General features: G+C 46.6%; 13 protein-coding genes. 12 read left to right on the top strand and 1 reads right to left on the bottom strand.

The genetic code is table 11. The annotated features are described in order from the left end of the window. Nucleotides 1-71: 71 nt before the first annotated feature. The 7 genes from pfkA to EXW93_RS11690 all read left to right on the top strand — a co-directional run bounded on the left by pfkA (nucleotide 72) and on the right by EXW93_RS11690 (nucleotide 8,617). A complete protein-coding gene (gene pfkA / locus EXW93_RS11720) occupies nucleotides 72-1,040 on the top strand; it encodes a 6-phosphofructokinase (protein ID WP_023469038.1) in 969 nt (322 codons plus the stop codon). 65 nt (nucleotides 1,041-1,105) lie between these two features. After that, on the top strand, nucleotides 1,106-2,854 hold the full coding sequence (pyk, locus tag EXW93_RS11715) for a pyruvate kinase (RefSeq protein ID WP_058264723.1): 1,749 nt from the start codon (nucleotides 1,106-1,108) through the stop codon (nucleotides 2,852-2,854). A gap of 59 nt (nucleotides 2,855-2,913) precedes the next feature. Then, on the top strand, nucleotides 2,914-3,384 hold the full coding sequence (locus tag EXW93_RS11710) for a DUF441 domain-containing protein (protein ID WP_023469036.1): 471 nt from the start codon (nucleotides 2,914-2,916) through the stop codon (nucleotides 3,382-3,384). A 218-nt stretch (nucleotides 3,385-3,602) separates the two neighbouring features. Continuing rightward, the gene (gene citZ, locus EXW93_RS11705) at nucleotides 3,603-4,715 is read left to right on the top strand and encodes a citrate synthase (RefSeq protein WP_053454034.1); all 1,113 of its coding nucleotides are present in this window, start codon (nucleotides 3,603-3,605) and stop codon (nucleotides 4,713-4,715) included. Nucleotides 4,716-4,786: 71 nt separating this feature from the next. Continuing rightward, nucleotides 4,787-6,061: an NADP-dependent isocitrate dehydrogenase gene (icd, locus tag EXW93_RS11700; protein WP_050677651.1), complete on the top strand. Its 1,275-nt coding sequence runs from the start codon at nucleotides 4,787-4,789 to the stop codon at nucleotides 6,059-6,061. 22 nt (nucleotides 6,062-6,083) lie between these two features. Next, nucleotides 6,084-7,022 (top strand): malate dehydrogenase, encoded by a 939-nt coding sequence (gene mdh, locus EXW93_RS11695; RefSeq protein WP_035396551.1) that lies wholly within the window; start codon nucleotides 6,084-6,086, stop codon nucleotides 7,020-7,022. A gap of 455 nt (nucleotides 7,023-7,477) precedes the next feature. Beyond that, nucleotides 7,478-8,617: a zinc-dependent alcohol dehydrogenase gene (locus EXW93_RS11690; protein WP_023469032.1), complete on the top strand. Its 1,140-nt coding sequence runs from the start codon at nucleotides 7,478-7,480 to the stop codon at nucleotides 8,615-8,617. 59 nt (nucleotides 8,618-8,676) lie between these two features. Here the strand turns inward: EXW93_RS11690 and EXW93_RS11685 are convergent, their stop codons facing one another. After that, the gene (locus EXW93_RS11685) at nucleotides 8,677-9,102 is read right to left on the bottom strand and encodes a divergent PAP2 family protein (RefSeq protein ID WP_023469031.1); all 426 of its coding nucleotides are present in this window, start codon (nucleotides 9,100-9,102) and stop codon (nucleotides 8,677-8,679) included. 221 nt (nucleotides 9,103-9,323) lie between these two features. Between EXW93_RS11685 and EXW93_RS11680 the strand changes: the two genes are divergently transcribed. The 5 genes from EXW93_RS11680 to coaE all read left to right on the top strand — a co-directional run bounded on the left by EXW93_RS11680 (nucleotide 9,324) and on the right by coaE (nucleotide 16,023). After that, nucleotides 9,324-10,034, top strand: coding sequence for a response regulator transcription factor (locus EXW93_RS11680; protein ID WP_035396870.1), 711 nt, complete (start codon nucleotides 9,324-9,326; stop codon nucleotides 10,032-10,034). Next, on the top strand, nucleotides 10,031-11,764 hold the full coding sequence (gene pnpS, locus EXW93_RS11675; RefSeq protein WP_023469029.1) for a two-component system histidine kinase PnpS: 1,734 nt from the start codon (nucleotides 10,031-10,033) through the stop codon (nucleotides 11,762-11,764). The genes EXW93_RS11680 and pnpS overlap by 4 nt, the downstream gene beginning before the upstream one ends. Nucleotides 11,765-11,976: 212 nt before the next feature. Next, the gene (gene polA, locus EXW93_RS11670) at nucleotides 11,977-14,574 is read left to right on the top strand and encodes a DNA polymerase I (protein ID WP_174316484.1); all 2,598 of its coding nucleotides are present in this window, start codon (nucleotides 11,977-11,979) and stop codon (nucleotides 14,572-14,574) included. A gap of 16 nt (nucleotides 14,575-14,590) precedes the next feature. Then, nucleotides 14,591-15,421 (top strand): DNA-formamidopyrimidine glycosylase, encoded by an 831-nt coding sequence (gene mutM, locus EXW93_RS11665; protein WP_035396555.1) that lies wholly within the window; start codon nucleotides 14,591-14,593, stop codon nucleotides 15,419-15,421. Then, nucleotides 15,418-16,023 carry a dephospho-CoA kinase gene (gene coaE / locus EXW93_RS11660; protein WP_023469026.1) on the top strand — a complete coding sequence of 202 codons (606 nt, stop codon included), beginning with the start codon at nucleotides 15,418-15,420 and terminating at the stop codon, nucleotides 16,021-16,023. Before mutM ends, coaE begins: the two co-directional genes overlap by 4 nt. Nucleotides 16,024-16,109 lie beyond the last annotated feature (86 nt).

Below are 16,109 nucleotides of genomic sequence, written 5' to 3'. Positions count from 1 at the left end.
CAATCTGCCCTGTTGTAAAACAAGAAAACAACGTGCTATTTTAGATTCAGATTAATGGAGAGGTGATTAACGTGAGTTTAAAACGGATTGCTGTCTTAACGAGTGGCGGCGATGCACCCGGTATGAACGCTGCGGTGCGTGCTGTCACGCGTAAAGCGATTTTTCATGGCTTAGAAGTATTCGGTGTCTACAATGGCTACCAAGGATTAATCAACGGGGACATCGTCCAGTTGAACCTTGGATCAGTCGGTGACATCATTCAACGAGGCGGAACGTTCCTACGTTCAGCACGTTGCCCTGAGTTCCGTACAGAAGAAGGACGAGCAAAAGCGGTCGTCAATCTAAAGAAATTTGAAATTGATGCACTCGTCGTCGTAGGCGGAGACGGGTCGTATCGTGGTGCCCAAAAATTGACGGGACTTGGTTTCCCGACAATTGGACTTCCAGGTACGATCGATAACGACATCCCTGGAACGGACTATACGATCGGTTTTGATACAGCGCTCAACACGGCGCTTGAAGCGATCGATAAAATCCGTGATACGGCATCGTCGCATGAGCGAACGTATGTCATTGAAGTCATGGGACGCGATGCGGGTGATATCGCATTATATGCAGGACTTGCTGGTGGAGCAGAATCGATTCTTGTTCCCGAGCGTCCTGAAGATTTAAAAGAAGTGCTTTCCCGTATTCAAAGTGGTGTCGACCGCGGTAAGAAGCACTCAATCGTCATCGTCGCTGAAGGAGCAGGTCGTGCTCAGGACGTGGGAGACGCGATCGCAAAAGAAACAGGTCTCGATACACGCGTCACGGTACTTGGTCACGTTCAACGTGGTGGAGCACCAACGGCAGCGGACCGTGTACTTGCAAGTCGGATGGGGGCGCATGCCATCGAAATCCTACTTCAAGGAAAACAAGGACGTGTCGTAGGTGTACGTGGTGGTAAGATGATCGATCTCGATATCGATGAGGCACTCGACGAAAATAAACATGAGCTGGATCTTGATATTCTTGAGCTTTCAAAACAGCTTTCGATTTAACGAACGTCGATAGGATTGAAATGGACAAGAGAACTTGGCCAAACACCGTAGGAGGTTTATGGAATATGCGTAGAACTAAAATTGTATGTACGATTGGACCGGCGTCAGAAAAACGTCTTCCAGAAATGATTGAAGCAGGTATGAACGTCGCTCGTTTGAACTTCTCACACGGCGATTATGAAGAACACGGTGCACGTATCACGGATATCCGTCGTGCAGCGAAAGAAGCAAACAAAATCGTTACGATTCTTCTTGATACGAAAGGACCAGAAATCCGGACACATTCGTTTGAAGAAGGAAAAGCGCTTCTCGCACGTGGTCAAGAAGTCATCATCGTTAGCGGAGACGCAAACGAAATCGTCGGAACGAAAGATAAATTCTCAGTCACGTATGAAGGACTCTATGATGACGTCGAAGTTGGTTCGATGATCATGCTTGATGACGGTCTCATCGGTCTTCGTGTCACTGAAAAACTTCCGAACCGTGAGCTTCGTTGTTCCATCGAAAACGAAGGCGTCATCAAGACGAAAAAAGGCGTTAACTTGCCAAACGTGAAGGTTAACCTTCCTGCTTTGACAGAAAAAGATATTGCGGATATCGAGTTCGGTATCAAGAGCGATATCGATTTGATCGCGGCATCTTTCGTACGCCGTGCGTCAGACGTCGTTGCGATTCGTCAATTGCTTGAGAAAAACAACGCGAGCCATATCAAAATCTTCCCGAAAATCGAGAACCAAGAAGGTGTCGATAACATCGAAGAAATCCTTGCGATTTCGGACGGTTTGATGGTAGCGCGTGGTGACCTCGGTATCGAGATTCCAACGGAAGAAGTCACACCAACTCAAAAAGACTTGATCAAGCTTTGTAACGACTTCGGTAAACCAGTCATTACAGCAACACAAATGCTTGACTCGATGCAACGTTTCCCACGTCCAACACGTGCTGAAGCATCAGACGTCGCGAACGCGATTCTTGATGGTACGGATGCAATCATGCTTTCAGGTGAGACAGCAGCAGGGGACTACCCAATCGAATCTGTCCAAATGATGCACTCGATCGCAAAACGTACAGAAAAAATGCTCGACTACAAGCTCTTGTTGAAAGATCGTCAGACACGTAGTGAGCACACAGTAACGGATGCAATCGCTCAAGCGGTTACGCACACTGCAATCAACTTGGACGCAAAAGCAATCTTGACACCGACACAATCGGGTTACACGGCTGCACGTATCTCGAAATACCGTCCGGAGCCAAACATCGTCGCGGTTACACCAAGCGCACGTGTCGCACGTCAGTTAAACATCGTATGGGGCGTGTACCCAATCGTCGTTGATCATCTTTCAGACAACACGGATGATATGTTGACACTTGCTGCGGACACAGCAAAAGACGCTGGTTTCGTCACAGATGGTGATCTCGTCGTCATCTCAGCAGGTATTCCTGCTTTGACTGCTGGTACAACGAACATGTTGAAAATCCACATCGTCGGTAAAGAGATCGCAAACGGTCGCGGTATCGGTGAGCGTGGAGTCGTTGGCGAAGTCGTCATCGCAAACAATGCTGAAGAAGCAAACGCGAAAGCGAAGCCAGGCATGATCCTCGTTACGAACTCAACTGATCGTGACATGATGCCTGCAATCGAGATGGCTGCAGCGATGATCACAGTTGATGGCGGATTGACAAGCCATGCTGGAATCGTTGGACCATCACTCGGTAAACCAGTCATCGTTGGTGTCGAAGATGCATTGACAGTCTTCAAAGACGGTCAAATGATCTCAATCGATCCATTGACAGGTAAACTATATAACGCATAATCCATTCATGACGGACGTGACTTAGGTCATGTCCGTCTTTTTTTGTATGAGGAGGACGTATGGAAGCTTATCTTTTTTTGATTGCCCTCGTCTTCATTGGGGTCATCGCACAAAATAAATCATTAATCATCGCTGCAGCCTTCCTGCTGATCATCAAGGCGATCGGGCTGGATGGTAGACTGTTTCCTTCCTTACAGGCAAAAGGGATCACGTGGGGCGTCACATTGATCACGGCAGCGATCCTCGTACCGATTGCAGCAGGGGATATCGGATTTAAGGAGTTGCTCCAAAGTATTCGGGGACACATCGGCATCATCTCATTTTTATCAGGAATCTTTGTTGCAATCGTCGCAGCACACGGTGTTGGACTGATGAAAGAAGATCCACTCGTGACGACAGCCTTGCTAGCTGGAACGATTCTTGCAGTCGGACTCTTTAGAGGTGTACCGGTTGGACCATTGATTGGTGCTGGAATCGCGGCGCTCGTCATTGGAATGTGGGATGTCATCGCAAAAGCGTTCACAGGATGAACCGAATCAGCAAAGTAACTGAATTAATTTTTTGATAATAGTATGCAAGTTCATTCACTTTTTGGGTATTTTTGTTTATACTAAGAACAGAAACAAGATGGTCTATTCAAGAGTACAGCGCTACAAGCATGGGGAACGACTCTTGAGTGGACGTCTTTTTTTCAATACGGAAATGAAAGCGTTTTAAATTTCTGGGGAAAAAAAGGGGGATTATTGTCATGACGCAAACTAAAGGTTTAGAAGGAATCGTCGCGACTTCATCGAAAATCAGTTCGATCATCGATGGTCAATTGACGTATGGCGGTTATACGATTGATGATTTGGCGGAGCACGCCTCATTTGAGGAAGTCGTCTTCTTGTTGTGGAACGACCGTCTACCAAAAGAAGAGGAATTGAAGCAACTATCGGAAGCACTCATTTCCGAAGCAACGGTTGCGACTGCCGTTCTTGAAACAATGAAGGCAGCACCGAAGTCGGCGAATGCGATGGCGACGATTCGAACAGCGCTCTCTCAACTCGCGCTTTACGATGAGACATCGGAAGATATGTCGACTGAGGCGAATTACGCTAAAGCCATCAAATTACAGGCACAAATCGCAACACTCGTCACAGCTTACGCCCGTATTAAAAAAGGACAAGAGCCGATTGCACCTAAAACGGGTCTTTCATACGCAGGAAACTTCTTGTTCATGTTGACGGGTGAAGAGCCAACGGAAGTTGCAGAAAAAGCTTTCAACCAAGCGCTCGTTCTTCACGCTGACCACGAGTTGAACGCTTCGACGTTCACAGCACGCGTGTGTGTCGCGACGCTCTCTGACGTCTACTCAGGTGTGACGGCAGCGATGGGCGCATTAAAAGGACCACTTCACGGTGGCGCGAACGAAGCCGTCATGAAGATGTTGTTAGAAATTGATTCGGTTGAAAAGGTTGACGAGTATGTTCATAATAAACTTGAGAACAAGCAAAAAATCATGGGCTTCGGTCACCGTGTCTACAAGGACGGCGACCCACGTGCGAAGCACCTTCAAGAAATGAGTCGTCAGCTGACTGCTCAAATCGGGGAGCCGAAATGGTATGAGATGTCAGTTAAGATCGACGAAATCGTCCAATCGGAAAAAGGATTGAAACCAAATGTTGATTTCTATTCCGCTTCTACGTACCATGCACTTGGACTTGATACAGAACTATTCACTCCAATCTTTGCAGTAAGTCGGATGTCAGGTTGGTTGGCGCACATTTTAGAGCAGTATAGCGATAACCGTCTGATTCGCCCGCGTGCAGACTACACGGGTGAAACGCACCGGACATACGTGTCCATCGAAGAACGTTAAAAGGACGGGGAGGAGCAATCCTCTCCTGATTTTTGATGTAGATTACAATTACTTAAGGGGGATTTTTAGACATGGCTACACTTCAAGGCGAAAACATCACAGTAACTAACGGTACACTTCAAGTTCCAAACGCTCCAATCATTCCGTTCATCATTGGTGACGGAACAGGACCTGACATCTGGAACGCAGCGGTACGTGTGTTTGATGCAGCAGTTGAAAAAGCATACAACGGTGAGAAGAAAATCGAATGGAAAGAAGTCTACGCTGGTGAAAAAGCATTCAACAAAACAGGCAACTGGTTACCAGAAGAGACACTTGATCTCATCCGTGAGCACATCATCGCAATCAAAGGACCACTGACGACACCAGTCGGCGGCGGAATCCGTTCGTTGAACGTTGCTCTACGTCAAGAGCTTGATTTGTACACATGTCTTCGTCCAGTCCGCTACTTCACAGGTGTGCCTTCACCGGTTAAACGCCCAGAAGATACAGACATGGTCATCTTCCGTGAAAATACTGAAGACATCTACGCCGGAATCGAATACGCAGAAGGTAGCGAAGGCGCTGCAAAACTGCTTGAGTTCCTTCAAAACGAAATGGGTGTCAATAAAATCCGCTTCCCTGAGACATCTGGTCTTGGAATCAAACCGATTTCAAAAGAGGGAACAGAACGCCTCGTTCGTGCAGCAATCGAATATGCACTCGAGAACAAACGCGCTTCGTTGACGCTCGTTCATAAAGGAAACATCATGAAGTTCACTGAGGGTGCTTTCAAAAACTGGGGCTATGAGCTTGCTGAGCGTGAATACGCAGAACACGTCTTCACTTGGAACCAATATGATCGCATCAAGGAAGAAGAAGGAACAGATGCTGCGAATAAAGCACAAGCAGACGCAGAAGCTGCTGGTAAGTTGATCGTGAAAGACTCAATCGCTGATATCTTCTTACAACAAATCTTGACTCGTCCAAAAGAGTTCGATGTCGTTGCGACAATGAACTTGAACGGTGACTACATCTCAGATGCACTTGCTGCACAAGTCGGTGGTATCGGAATCGCACCTGGAGCAAACATCAACTACATGACAGGTCATGCGATCTTTGAAGCCACTCACGGTACAGCACCGAAATACGCTGGACTTGATAAAGTAAACCCATCGTCTGTCATCTTGTCAGGCGAAATGATGTTCCGTCACCTCGGCTGGAACGAAGCAGCAGATCTCATCATCAAATCGATGGAAACATCGATTGAATCGAAAGTCGTCACATACGACTTCGCACGTCTCATGGATGGTGCGACTGAAGTGAAGTGTTCTGAATTCGCGGACGAACTCATCAAAAACATGTAATCCGATCAGGAGGAATGAGTCGATGAACAGACGGAAGAAGATCGCAGTCATAGGAAGTGGCTTTACGGGCGCAACGACAGCACTCTATCTTGCTCAGCGAGAGCTAGGTGATGTCGTCCTCGTCGACCGACCCGAGCAAGAGAATCCGACGAAAGGAAAGGCGCTCGATATGCAAGAGGCAGCGCCGATCCTCGGGTTTGATGCTTCAGTAAAAGGGACATCGAACTATGCCGACATCAACGGTGCGGATATCGTCGTCATCACTGCCGGTATCGCCCGAAAGCCAGGGATGAGCCGCGAAGACCTTGTAAGTACGAATGCCACCGTCATGACAGCTGTGACGAAGGAAATCGTCGCGCATGCACCGGAATCAATCATCATCGTTTTGACGAATCCGGTCGATGCGATGACGTATACGGTCTATCAGGCATCTGGTTTTCCGAAAGAGCGTGTCATCGGTCAATCCGGTGTCCTCGACACGGCACGCTTCCGGACATTCTTAGCAGAGGAACTGAACGTTTCTGTAAAGGATGTATCGGGATTCGTACTCGGAGGACACGGGGATGACATGGTGCCGCTAATGCGTTATTCGCAGGCGGGAGGCATTCCAATCGAGAAACTGATATCCAAGGAACGGTTAGATGCGATCGTTGACCGAACGCGTAAAGGCGGCGGTGAAATCGTTCAATTACTCGGAAACGGTTCCGCTTACTACGCACCGGCAGCAGCAATTGCTGAGATGGTCGAGGCGATCTTGAAGGACCAGCGACGTATTCTCCCTGCCATCGCTTATCTCGAAGGTGAATATGGATACGACGATATGTATTTCGGTGTACCGGTCATTCTTGGCGGAAATGGTGTCGAGCATGTCTATGAACTCGAACTGACGACTGAGGAGCAAGAGGCTTTGAATCGCTCTGCCTCTACAGTCCGCTCTGTACTCGACTTATTAAAATCTTGATTCAAAAAAAGACGAACTTGTCACTTTCGACAAGTTCGTCTTTTTTCATCTCGTCATAATCGATGAGGAGAAGCATAGTGTGATAACTTGGCATACCAAGGGCAGATCAGTATAAGAAGAAATGTCAGCCACGGAATCAAATATCCGATTCGAAGGAAGTGACCTTGATGTTCCATATGGAGGTGTTGTGAGTTTTGACAATGCGGACAGGGCAGTCCGTGAGCAGACCAGATTAAACGATAGATTGTTCGAGCAGACCAGGATTGACGACAAACGGTACATCGTGCCACGTGAGTGCCTCCTTTCATTCATAGGTTAATTGTGTAAAGTGTGTTTTTCACAACATACGATACACATAGGCGAAAAGTTCCAATTTTAATAAACATGTAGAAAAGATGATTGTATTAGGGTAAGGACAAAGGTACGTCATTTTATTCCACTAAGGGGGATGCCACATGCGCGCCGTAACGTACCAAGGAGCAAAAGATGTTCAAGTCAAACAAGTCCAGGATCCATCGATTGATAAAAACGATGATATCATCGTCAAAATCACATCGACTGCCATTTGTGGATCAGATTTACACATCTATCAAGGAAATATGCCGGCTCACAAAGATTATGTCATTGGTCATGAACCGATGGGCATCGTTGAAGAGGTTGGACCAGGTGTGACGAAGGTCAAGCGTGGCGACCGCGTCGTGTTACCGTTTAATGTTGCTTGTGGTCACTGTTTCTTTTGTGAACATGATATGGAGAGTCAATGTGATAACTCGAACGGAAATCCCCATGTCGATACAGGTGGGTACTTCGGTTTTACAGAAGAGTTTGGTGGACATCCCGGTGGTCAGGCGGAATATTTAAAAGTTCCGTTCGGGAATTTCATGCCACTCGTGATTCCTGAATCATGCGAATTAGAAGATGAGGCATTATTGTTCTTATCTGACGTTTTACCTACGGCGTATTGGAGTGTCCTGCATGCGGGTGTGAAAAAAGGAGATACGGTCGTCGTACTCGGATCAGGACCAGTTGGACTAATGACACAAAAATTTGCATGGATGCAAGGAGCAAAGCGAGTCATTGCGGTGGATGATCAAGTGTATCGATTAAATCATGCTAAAGTCACGAATAAAGTCGAGACAGTGAATTTCTCGGATCACGCAGAAAGTGGTGCGTATATTAAAGAGCTGACACAAGGTGGAGCAGACGTCGTCATTGATTGCGTCGGTTTTGATGGGAAGATGTCCCCTGTAGAAAAAATTGAACAAAAGATTGGTCTGCAAGGTGGAACGTTGAGTGCCATTGACATTGCAAAAGACGCTGTCCGGAAATTTGGTACTGTGCAGTTGACAGGCGTCTACGCTAAAAAATATAATCAGTTTCCACTTGGCGATTTCTTTACCCGAAATATTACGCTGAAAATGGGACAAGCACCAGTCATTCATTTGATGCCGGAACTGTTCCAGAAAATCATCAATCAAGAATTTGATCCGACGGATATCGTGACACACCGAGTGGCACTTGATGATGCTGCTTCTGCCTATCAGACATTTAATGATCGGACAGATGGATGCATCAAGGTCGTCTTGAAACCATAAGCTATATCATACTCAAACAGCCCATCCGATTATTGGATGGGCTGTTGTACATCATAGGATTAAAAGAAGAAGACGGGCCATAGAAGACCGACGACTAGTCCGAGTAACAGACCGACGAACACCTGAAACTCGGTATGACCGACGAGCTCATTCAGGAGAGGGGTCTCATGGCGAATTCCTTTGAAATAATCATTGAGTAGTTTTGCCTGAACACCGACTGCTTGTCTGACACCGGTCGCATCATACATGATGATTGTCGCAAAGATGACAGCCAGTGCAAAAATCGAAGACGAGAAGCCCTCCTGAAAACCGATGACAACGGCTAAGGCGACGACAGTCGAACTATGTGAACTAGGCATACCACCGGAAGCAAACATGATTTCCAGGTCGAACTTTCGTGTCCGAACCAAACTCGTGACAAGCTTCGCTGCTTGAGCGATGAACCACGCCGTGATGGCTGCAAAAAGGGGATGGTTCCATTCCATACATTCTACCTCCTACAATTAACGATATGTATTGTTTCCCCGTTTTATTAGCTTTTACACGAACGATCTAGTTGGATTCGGCATCTCCTTTAAAGATTATGTAAAGAAACTGCAGAAAGATTTGTGGTTTTCCATTAAAAGTCGGTAAGATGAAGACAGACGAAGCGGATTCCACGGAATTCCTCATTCGAAAAGAAGGAAACTTGAGGGGGATGCAAGGTTTGAAAGATAAAATTATCGTGGTAGATGATGAGTTGTCGATTGCAACGTTGTTGAAGTTCAACTTAGAACAAGCCGGCTTCATCGTTGAAACAGCTCATGATGGGATGTCTGGTTTAAAATTAGCAGAAAAACAAGATGCGGCATTGATCGTCTTAGATTTGATGTTACCGGAGCTTGATGGTCTTGAAGTATGTAAACGTCTCCGCCAGCAAAAAATCAATACACCGATTTTGATGTTGACTGCAAAAGATGACGAATTTGATAAAGTTCTCGGATTAGAACTTGGAGCGGATGATTATTTGACGAAACCATTCAGTCCACGTGAAGTCGTTGCGCGCGTAAAAGCAATTTTACGTCGCATGAGTCATCAAACGACTTCGTCGGAAGAAGTGACGGATGGAACAATCATTATCGGAGATGTCAAAATCGTTCCTGACAATTACGAAGCATTTAAAGCCGAAGAGCGGTTAGAGCTCACGCCAAAAGAATTTGAGTTACTTGTTTACCTTGCAAAAAATAAAGGACGTGTGTTGACTCGCGACCAGTTGTTATCTGCCATCTGGAATTATGATTTTGTTGGCGATACCCGTATCGTAGATGTCCATATTAGTCATGTCCGAGAGAAAATCGAGCCGAATACGAAAAAACCGATTTACATTAAAACGATTCGCGGTTTAGGTTACAAGATGGAAGAGCCGAAGGCGGAATGAGTAAGTATCGCAAACGGTTTATCTTTAAAATGATTTCGTTCATCAGTCTCGTCCTTGTAGCACTTGGATTTTTATTAGGTCAATCCTTCAAAGAATTCTATGTCCAAAATGAAAAAGAAAAATTGATGGATGAAACAGCGCTAGTTGAGACGATTTTGAGAGATCGAGAAGTACCAGACATGTCTCGGTATGTAAATGAACTATATGCTGAATCGAATTTCGATATGATTTTATTCAACAGCCGTGGAGAAATCATTGCTGGAACACCTGTTGATGTGACGAAATTAAAAGTAGCGACCCTCAATTTTTCAGCCATTCCTGACGAGGGCACATTTGAATCGAAAACTGATGATAGTGTCGTCCAATTTACAAAACCTGTTCCGACAGCGGATGGGGGAGAAGTCTACGTCAGTTTCATTCGTTACGCCCAAGACTTGAATGTCATCTATTCACGGATTTGGACGGTCATCATTCTGTCCCTACTCGCCTCGTTAGTGATCATATTCTTGACGATCTATCGGTCGACGAAACGATTCCTACGTCCAATCGCAGAAGCAACAGATGTTTTACATGAACTGTCGCACGGGAACTATAAGTCGCGTGTGTATGAATTAGCGGCACCGGATGAATCACGCGATTTAGGGCGCTCTATCAATCTATTAGCGCGAAATCTCGAAAACGCATCGTCTGGTGAAGCAATGCAACGAGCACGTCTCGAATCTTTGATCGAATACATGGGCGCCGGTCTTATGTTGATTGATGAGAAGGGCTACGTCCTGCTCGTCAACCGGACGTATCGGGAAATGTTCAACATTCATGAACCGTCTAGTGGGAAGCTGTACTATCGTGTACTTCCGAACGAAAAAATGAGTCAGGTGATTGAAGATGTCTATCTGACGGAAAAACCGAATCGAAAGCAGTCGAGTGTTCGATTTGGCATCAATAGCCGGACGTTCATGGTCAGTGCCGCTCCGATTTTCGATAAGAACGGTCGCGTGCAGGGAACGACCGTCGTCTTTAACGACATCACGGAAATCAAAAAACTGGAACAAATGCGTAAAGACTTCGTCGCGAATGTCAGCCATGAATTAAAGACACCACTAACGTCCATTAAAGGATTTGCGGAAACGTTACTCGATGGTGCGCAAGAGGTTCCGGAAATCCGAGAGCAGTTCTTACGGATCATCCACGATGAATCGGAACGAATGCAGACATTGGTAGAAGATTTGCTTGAGCTGTCTCGTTTAGAACAAGATAACTATCAGCTCGAGACTGCAATCGTTGACGTGACAAGTCTCGTTCGGGAGACAGCAGCACTCCTGCATCGACGAGCAACAGAAAAAGAGATGACGATTCATATCGAAATGGAAGAGGAAGTCTTCATCCGAGCAGATCTGAATCGTCTGAAACAGGTCGTCGTTAACTTGGTTGCGAATGCGTTGAATTATACGCCGAACGGCGGCAACGTCTGGATTCAGCTCGAGGATGGAGAAGAGTCTGTCCAACTCATCATCAAAGATGATGGAATTGGTATTCATCCGAAAGAAACCCAACGAATCTTCGAACGTTTCTATCGTGTCGATAAGGCACGAAGCCGTAATTCTGGGGGAACGGGTCTTGGACTAGCCATCGTCAAACACATTGTCGACCTCCATCACGGTGAGATCGAAATCGCATCGGAAGAGCACAAAGGCACGACATTTACGATTCGTTTACCAAAACATGGCTGAATTTCACAGTGGATTCACATTTCCTTAATAGATGTATCTTATGATGAAAGTACCTTCTTCATCATCTGTATGGCGACTGGATCAGCTCCCATGTCGTCATGCCCTTGGCGGTTGACTCTCCGTGAGTCAATCGTCTTTTTTTGGTCATTTTTAGCGAACAAATGTGTGTAGAGTGATACAATAGGAACAGAAAATCGATTAAAGGGGCGTAGATGATGGAAAATAAATTGCTATTGATTGATGGGAACTCGTTGACCTATCGGGCGTTTTTCGCCTTACCACCAATGACGGATGCGCAAGGACGAAATACGAACGCAGCTTATGGCTTTACGATGATGTTATTGAAGTTGCTCGAGGAAGAACAACCGACACATATGCTCGTTGCCTTCGATGCTTCGAGTGAAACGTTCCGTCATGATGTATATCAGGAGTATAAGGGAAGTCGGGAAAAGACACCGTCCGAACTACGTGAGCAATTCCCGATCGTCCGGGATATCTGTGAAGCGCTCGGTATTCAAATGATGGAACTCCATCGCTATGAGGCAGATGATTTGATTGGTACGCTCGCACGAACGATGCCGACGGATCGGACGCGGATCGTCACTGGAGATAAAGATTTACTTCAACTTGTCACGGATAAGATCGAAGTCTTGATCACGAAGCGTGGGATCACGGACGTCCAGTGCATGACGGAGGAACTGTTCGCTGAGACGTATGGTGGTCTAAAGCCGATTCAAATGATTGACCTGAAGGGGTTAATGGGGGATAAGTCGGATAATATTCCAGGGATTCCTGGAATTGGTGAAAAGACGGCGGTAAAACTGATTTCGGCATATGGTTCTGTCGAAGGACTGTATGAGCACGTCGAGTACTTAAAAGGGAAGCAGAAGGAAAAAGTCATCGCGAACGAAGAACTCGCACGACTATCGAAAGAACTTGCGACAATTAAAGTCGATGTCCCGCTCGAGACGACGCTAGATGATTTGCAAATTCGCGACGTTGATACCCAAGTGCCGTATTCGTTGTTCCAGTCGCTTGGCTTCAAGTCGTTGACGAATCGATTTGCTCCTGTCGTCAAAGAAGAGGATAAAGAGCAGTTGAACGTCGTGACGATCACTTCACTTCCTGAAGACGTCACCGATGCGGTGTTGCTTGCTGAACAGCTACGAGAGGATTACATGGAAGAAGACATCATCGGGTTTGCGATCGCGACGCCTGACACAATCTATGTTGCTGCTCCAACGCTCGTCGAGGATCCAGCATTCCGCCAATGGATCGAGTCGGAACATCGGAAGATTTGTCTCGATGCCAAACAAGTCGCATTCGCGTTGCGTAAACATGGCTTAACCTTAAACGGTTATGAGGATTTGTTATTAGCGGGTTACTTATTGAATTTAAGTGGCGGCACGACGCTCGCTTCAATTGCTGGTCATTATGCATTGATGGCACCGAACGAAGAAGCGGTCCTCGGTAAGGGAGCCAAACGTCTAGCCCCAGCGGATGACGTATTACACCCTTATCTTGCAGAGAAAGCACGGATGATCGAGTTATTGTTCCCGAAAGTCCGGGAAGAGTTGAAGGCGAATCAGCAATATGAGCTGTATGAAACACTAGAGCGTCCATTGTCAGGTGTCCTCGCTGAGATGGAGTGGACCGGGATTCGTGTCGACGTCGCGACGCTCCAATCGATGCAAGCAGATCTTGCCGGACGTTTAACGGAACTTGAGACGTTGGTCTTTGAAGCGGCAGGTGAGTCGTTCAATATCAATTCACCGAAACAACTTGGTGTGATTCTGTTTGAAAAACTCGAACTGCCCGCCTTCAAGAAAACAAAGACCGGCTACTCGACTGCCGCAGACGTCCTTGAAAAACTGCGTCCGCTGCATCCGGTCATCGATCACATCATGTTATACCGGGAGCTCCAAAAATTACAGTCGACGTATGTCGAAGGCTTACAAAAAGTCATCAAGGAAGACGGAAAGATTCATACCCGTTTTGCTCAGACGATTGCCCAGACAGGCCGTTTAAGTTCGGTCAATCCGAACCTTCAGAATATCCCGATTCGGATTGAAGAAGGACGGAAGATTCGAAAAGCCTTCGTTCCAAGTGAAGCAGGCTGGTCACTGTACGCTGCCGATTATTCACAAATCGAATTACGTGTCATGGCCGATATGTCGCAGGATCAGACGCTTGTCGATGCGTTCTTACATGATGAGGATATCCATACTCAAACGGCAAGTAGTGTCTTTGGTGTTGAACCGGAGGATGTCACAGGAAATATGCGGCGTCAGGCGAAAGCTGTCAACTTCGGCATCATTTATGGAATCAGCGATTATGGACTGTCACAAAACTTGAACATCACGCGGAAGGAAGCACAATCGTTCATCGATCGTTATTTCGAGCTGTTCCCGCAAATCAAACAGTTCATGGACACGGCAATCGAGACGGCACGAGCGAATGGATTCGTCGAAACGTTGATGAACCGGCGCCGTAACATCCCGGATATCAATTCGAAAAACTTCAACTTACGTGGTTTTGCGGAACGTACGGCAATCAATACGCCGATTCAAGGTTCCGCTGCGGATATCATAAAAAAAGCGATGCTTGATGTCCATGCTGCTTTACAGGCATCTGATCTGAAAGCGCGTTTGTTATTACAAGTACACGATGAGTTGATTTTTGAAGCACCAGACGAGGAACTCGACGCTTTACAAGCGCTTGTCAAACAAGCGATGGAGCAGACCGTCGAATTATCCGTACCGCTACGCGTTGATGGGGGCGCAGGACATACGTGGTACGAAACGAAGTAAGCAAGGAGGAATAGACGTGCCTGAATTACCTGAAGTCGAGACCGTTCGTCGCAGTTTAGAACGTTCGGTCTCTGGAAAAACAGTCTCTTCCGTCAAAGTCTACCACCCGAAAATGATTCGGGGGATGGAAGTGGCACCATTTGCAGATGCCTTACATCAAGAACGGATCGAACGCGTCGAACGTCGCGGTAAGTTCCTACTCTTTGATTTTGATCGTTTTTATCTCGTCAGCCATTTGCGGATGGAAGGGAAGTACTTCCCGTATCCGCAACCGGTCGAGCGGGATAAACATACTCATGTCGTCTTCCGTTTCACGGATGGTTCGGAGCTGCATTACAATGACGTCCGGAAGTTCGGAACGATGGAATTACGTGATAAGGAAACAGCGATGCAAACTGCTCCACTGGCACAGCTGGAGCGTGAACCATTTGATCCAGAGTTCACAGCAGAAGTGTTAGCGGAGAATTTAATTCGTAAAAAAAGAAGTCCAATCAAAACGGCATTGCTCGACCAATCGATCTTCCTTGGTCTCGGTAACATCTATGTCGATGAGACCCTTCATGCGGCACGTGTCCATCCGTTGACGAAGGCTGGTGCCTTGACGCTTGATGATATTTCACGCATCCATCAAGCCGGTGTCGACGTCTTACGACAAGCGGTAGAAGCAGGGGGAAGTACGATCCGAAGTTATGTCTCACCTTCCGGAAAAGGTGAGTTCCAGCTTCAACTCGCGGTATACGGTCAAAAGGGCGAACCATGTCCCCGTTGCGGCACTGCCATTGAAAAAATCAAAGTCGGTGGACGAGGAACGCACTTCTGTCCGACGTGCCAACAGGTCGCCTTATGAGGGTTGGTCTGACGGGCAGTATCGCCACCGGTAAAAGTACGGTCTCTAGCTATCTGAAGCAAAAAGGAATAGCGGTCATCGATGCGGATCTTGTTGCGCGAGAAGTCATTGAACCAGGAGGGCGAGCCTATGATGGGGTCAAGATGGCCTTCCCGGAAGCATTCGAAGAAGGACGTCTCGTTCGTCCAAAACTCGGACAAATCATTTTTCAGGATAGCGAAAAACGACAACAGCTGAATCAGTTGATGCACCCAAGTATTCGACAACAGATGCTTGATGAAGCAGATGCCTATGAACGTTCAGGACATTCGCTCGTCGTATTTGATATTCCGTTATTACTTGAAGGCGATTGGCGGACGCTGTTCGACCGTGTCGTAGTCGTTTATTGTCCGGAAAACATGCAGTTAAGACGATTGATGCAACGTAATGATCTATCGGAAGAAGAAGCATATGCACGTATTCATTCGCAACTTAGCATTGAACAGAAAAAAGAGCTTGCGGATGATGTGTTCTTCAATGATGGGAGTCTTGATTCGTTATATCAACAAATCGATAAATGGTTAGTATTATATGACACCGATAAGCATGAGAGTGGTACATGAAAAGTGTGAAGTGAGAGAAGTTTCCATCTTCTCTCACTTTTTTTAGAGAACATAATGAAATCGCTTACATTTCATGATATAGTTCT

The organism is Exiguobacterium sp. JMULE1 (genome assembly GCF_013337175.1).
In the GTDB taxonomy this organism is placed as follows: Bacteria; Bacillota; Bacilli; order Exiguobacteriales; family Exiguobacteriaceae; genus Exiguobacterium_A; species Exiguobacterium_A indicum.
Note: the sequence above shows the minus strand (reverse complement) of the source record. Positions and strands in the feature narration are given on the sequence as shown.

Coding starts and splice junctions, on each gene's coding strand:
- icd (WP_050677651.1), top strand. CDS start 4,787: ATGGCTACACTTCAAGGCGAAAACATCACAGTAACTAACGGTACACTT.
- pnpS (WP_023469029.1), top strand. CDS start 10,031: ATGAGTAAGTATCGCAAACGGTTTATCTTTAAAATGATTTCGTTCATC.
- citZ (WP_053454034.1), top strand. CDS start 3,603: ATGACGCAAACTAAAGGTTTAGAAGGAATCGTCGCGACTTCATCGAAA.
- mdh (WP_035396551.1), top strand. CDS start 6,084: ATGAACAGACGGAAGAAGATCGCAGTCATAGGAAGTGGCTTTACGGGC.
- polA (WP_174316484.1), top strand. CDS start 11,977: ATGATGGAAAATAAATTGCTATTGATTGATGGGAACTCGTTGACCTAT.
- EXW93_RS11690 (WP_023469032.1), top strand. CDS start 7,478: ATGCGCGCCGTAACGTACCAAGGAGCAAAAGATGTTCAAGTCAAACAA.
- pyk (WP_058264723.1), top strand. CDS start 1,106: ATGCGTAGAACTAAAATTGTATGTACGATTGGACCGGCGTCAGAAAAA.
- EXW93_RS11710 (WP_023469036.1), top strand. CDS start 2,914: ATGGAAGCTTATCTTTTTTTGATTGCCCTCGTCTTCATTGGGGTCATC.
- coaE (WP_023469026.1), top strand. CDS start 15,418: ATGAGGGTTGGTCTGACGGGCAGTATCGCCACCGGTAAAAGTACGGTC.
- EXW93_RS11685 (WP_023469031.1), bottom strand. CDS start 9,102: ATGGAATGGAACCATCCCCTTTTTGCAGCCATCACGGCGTGGTTCATC.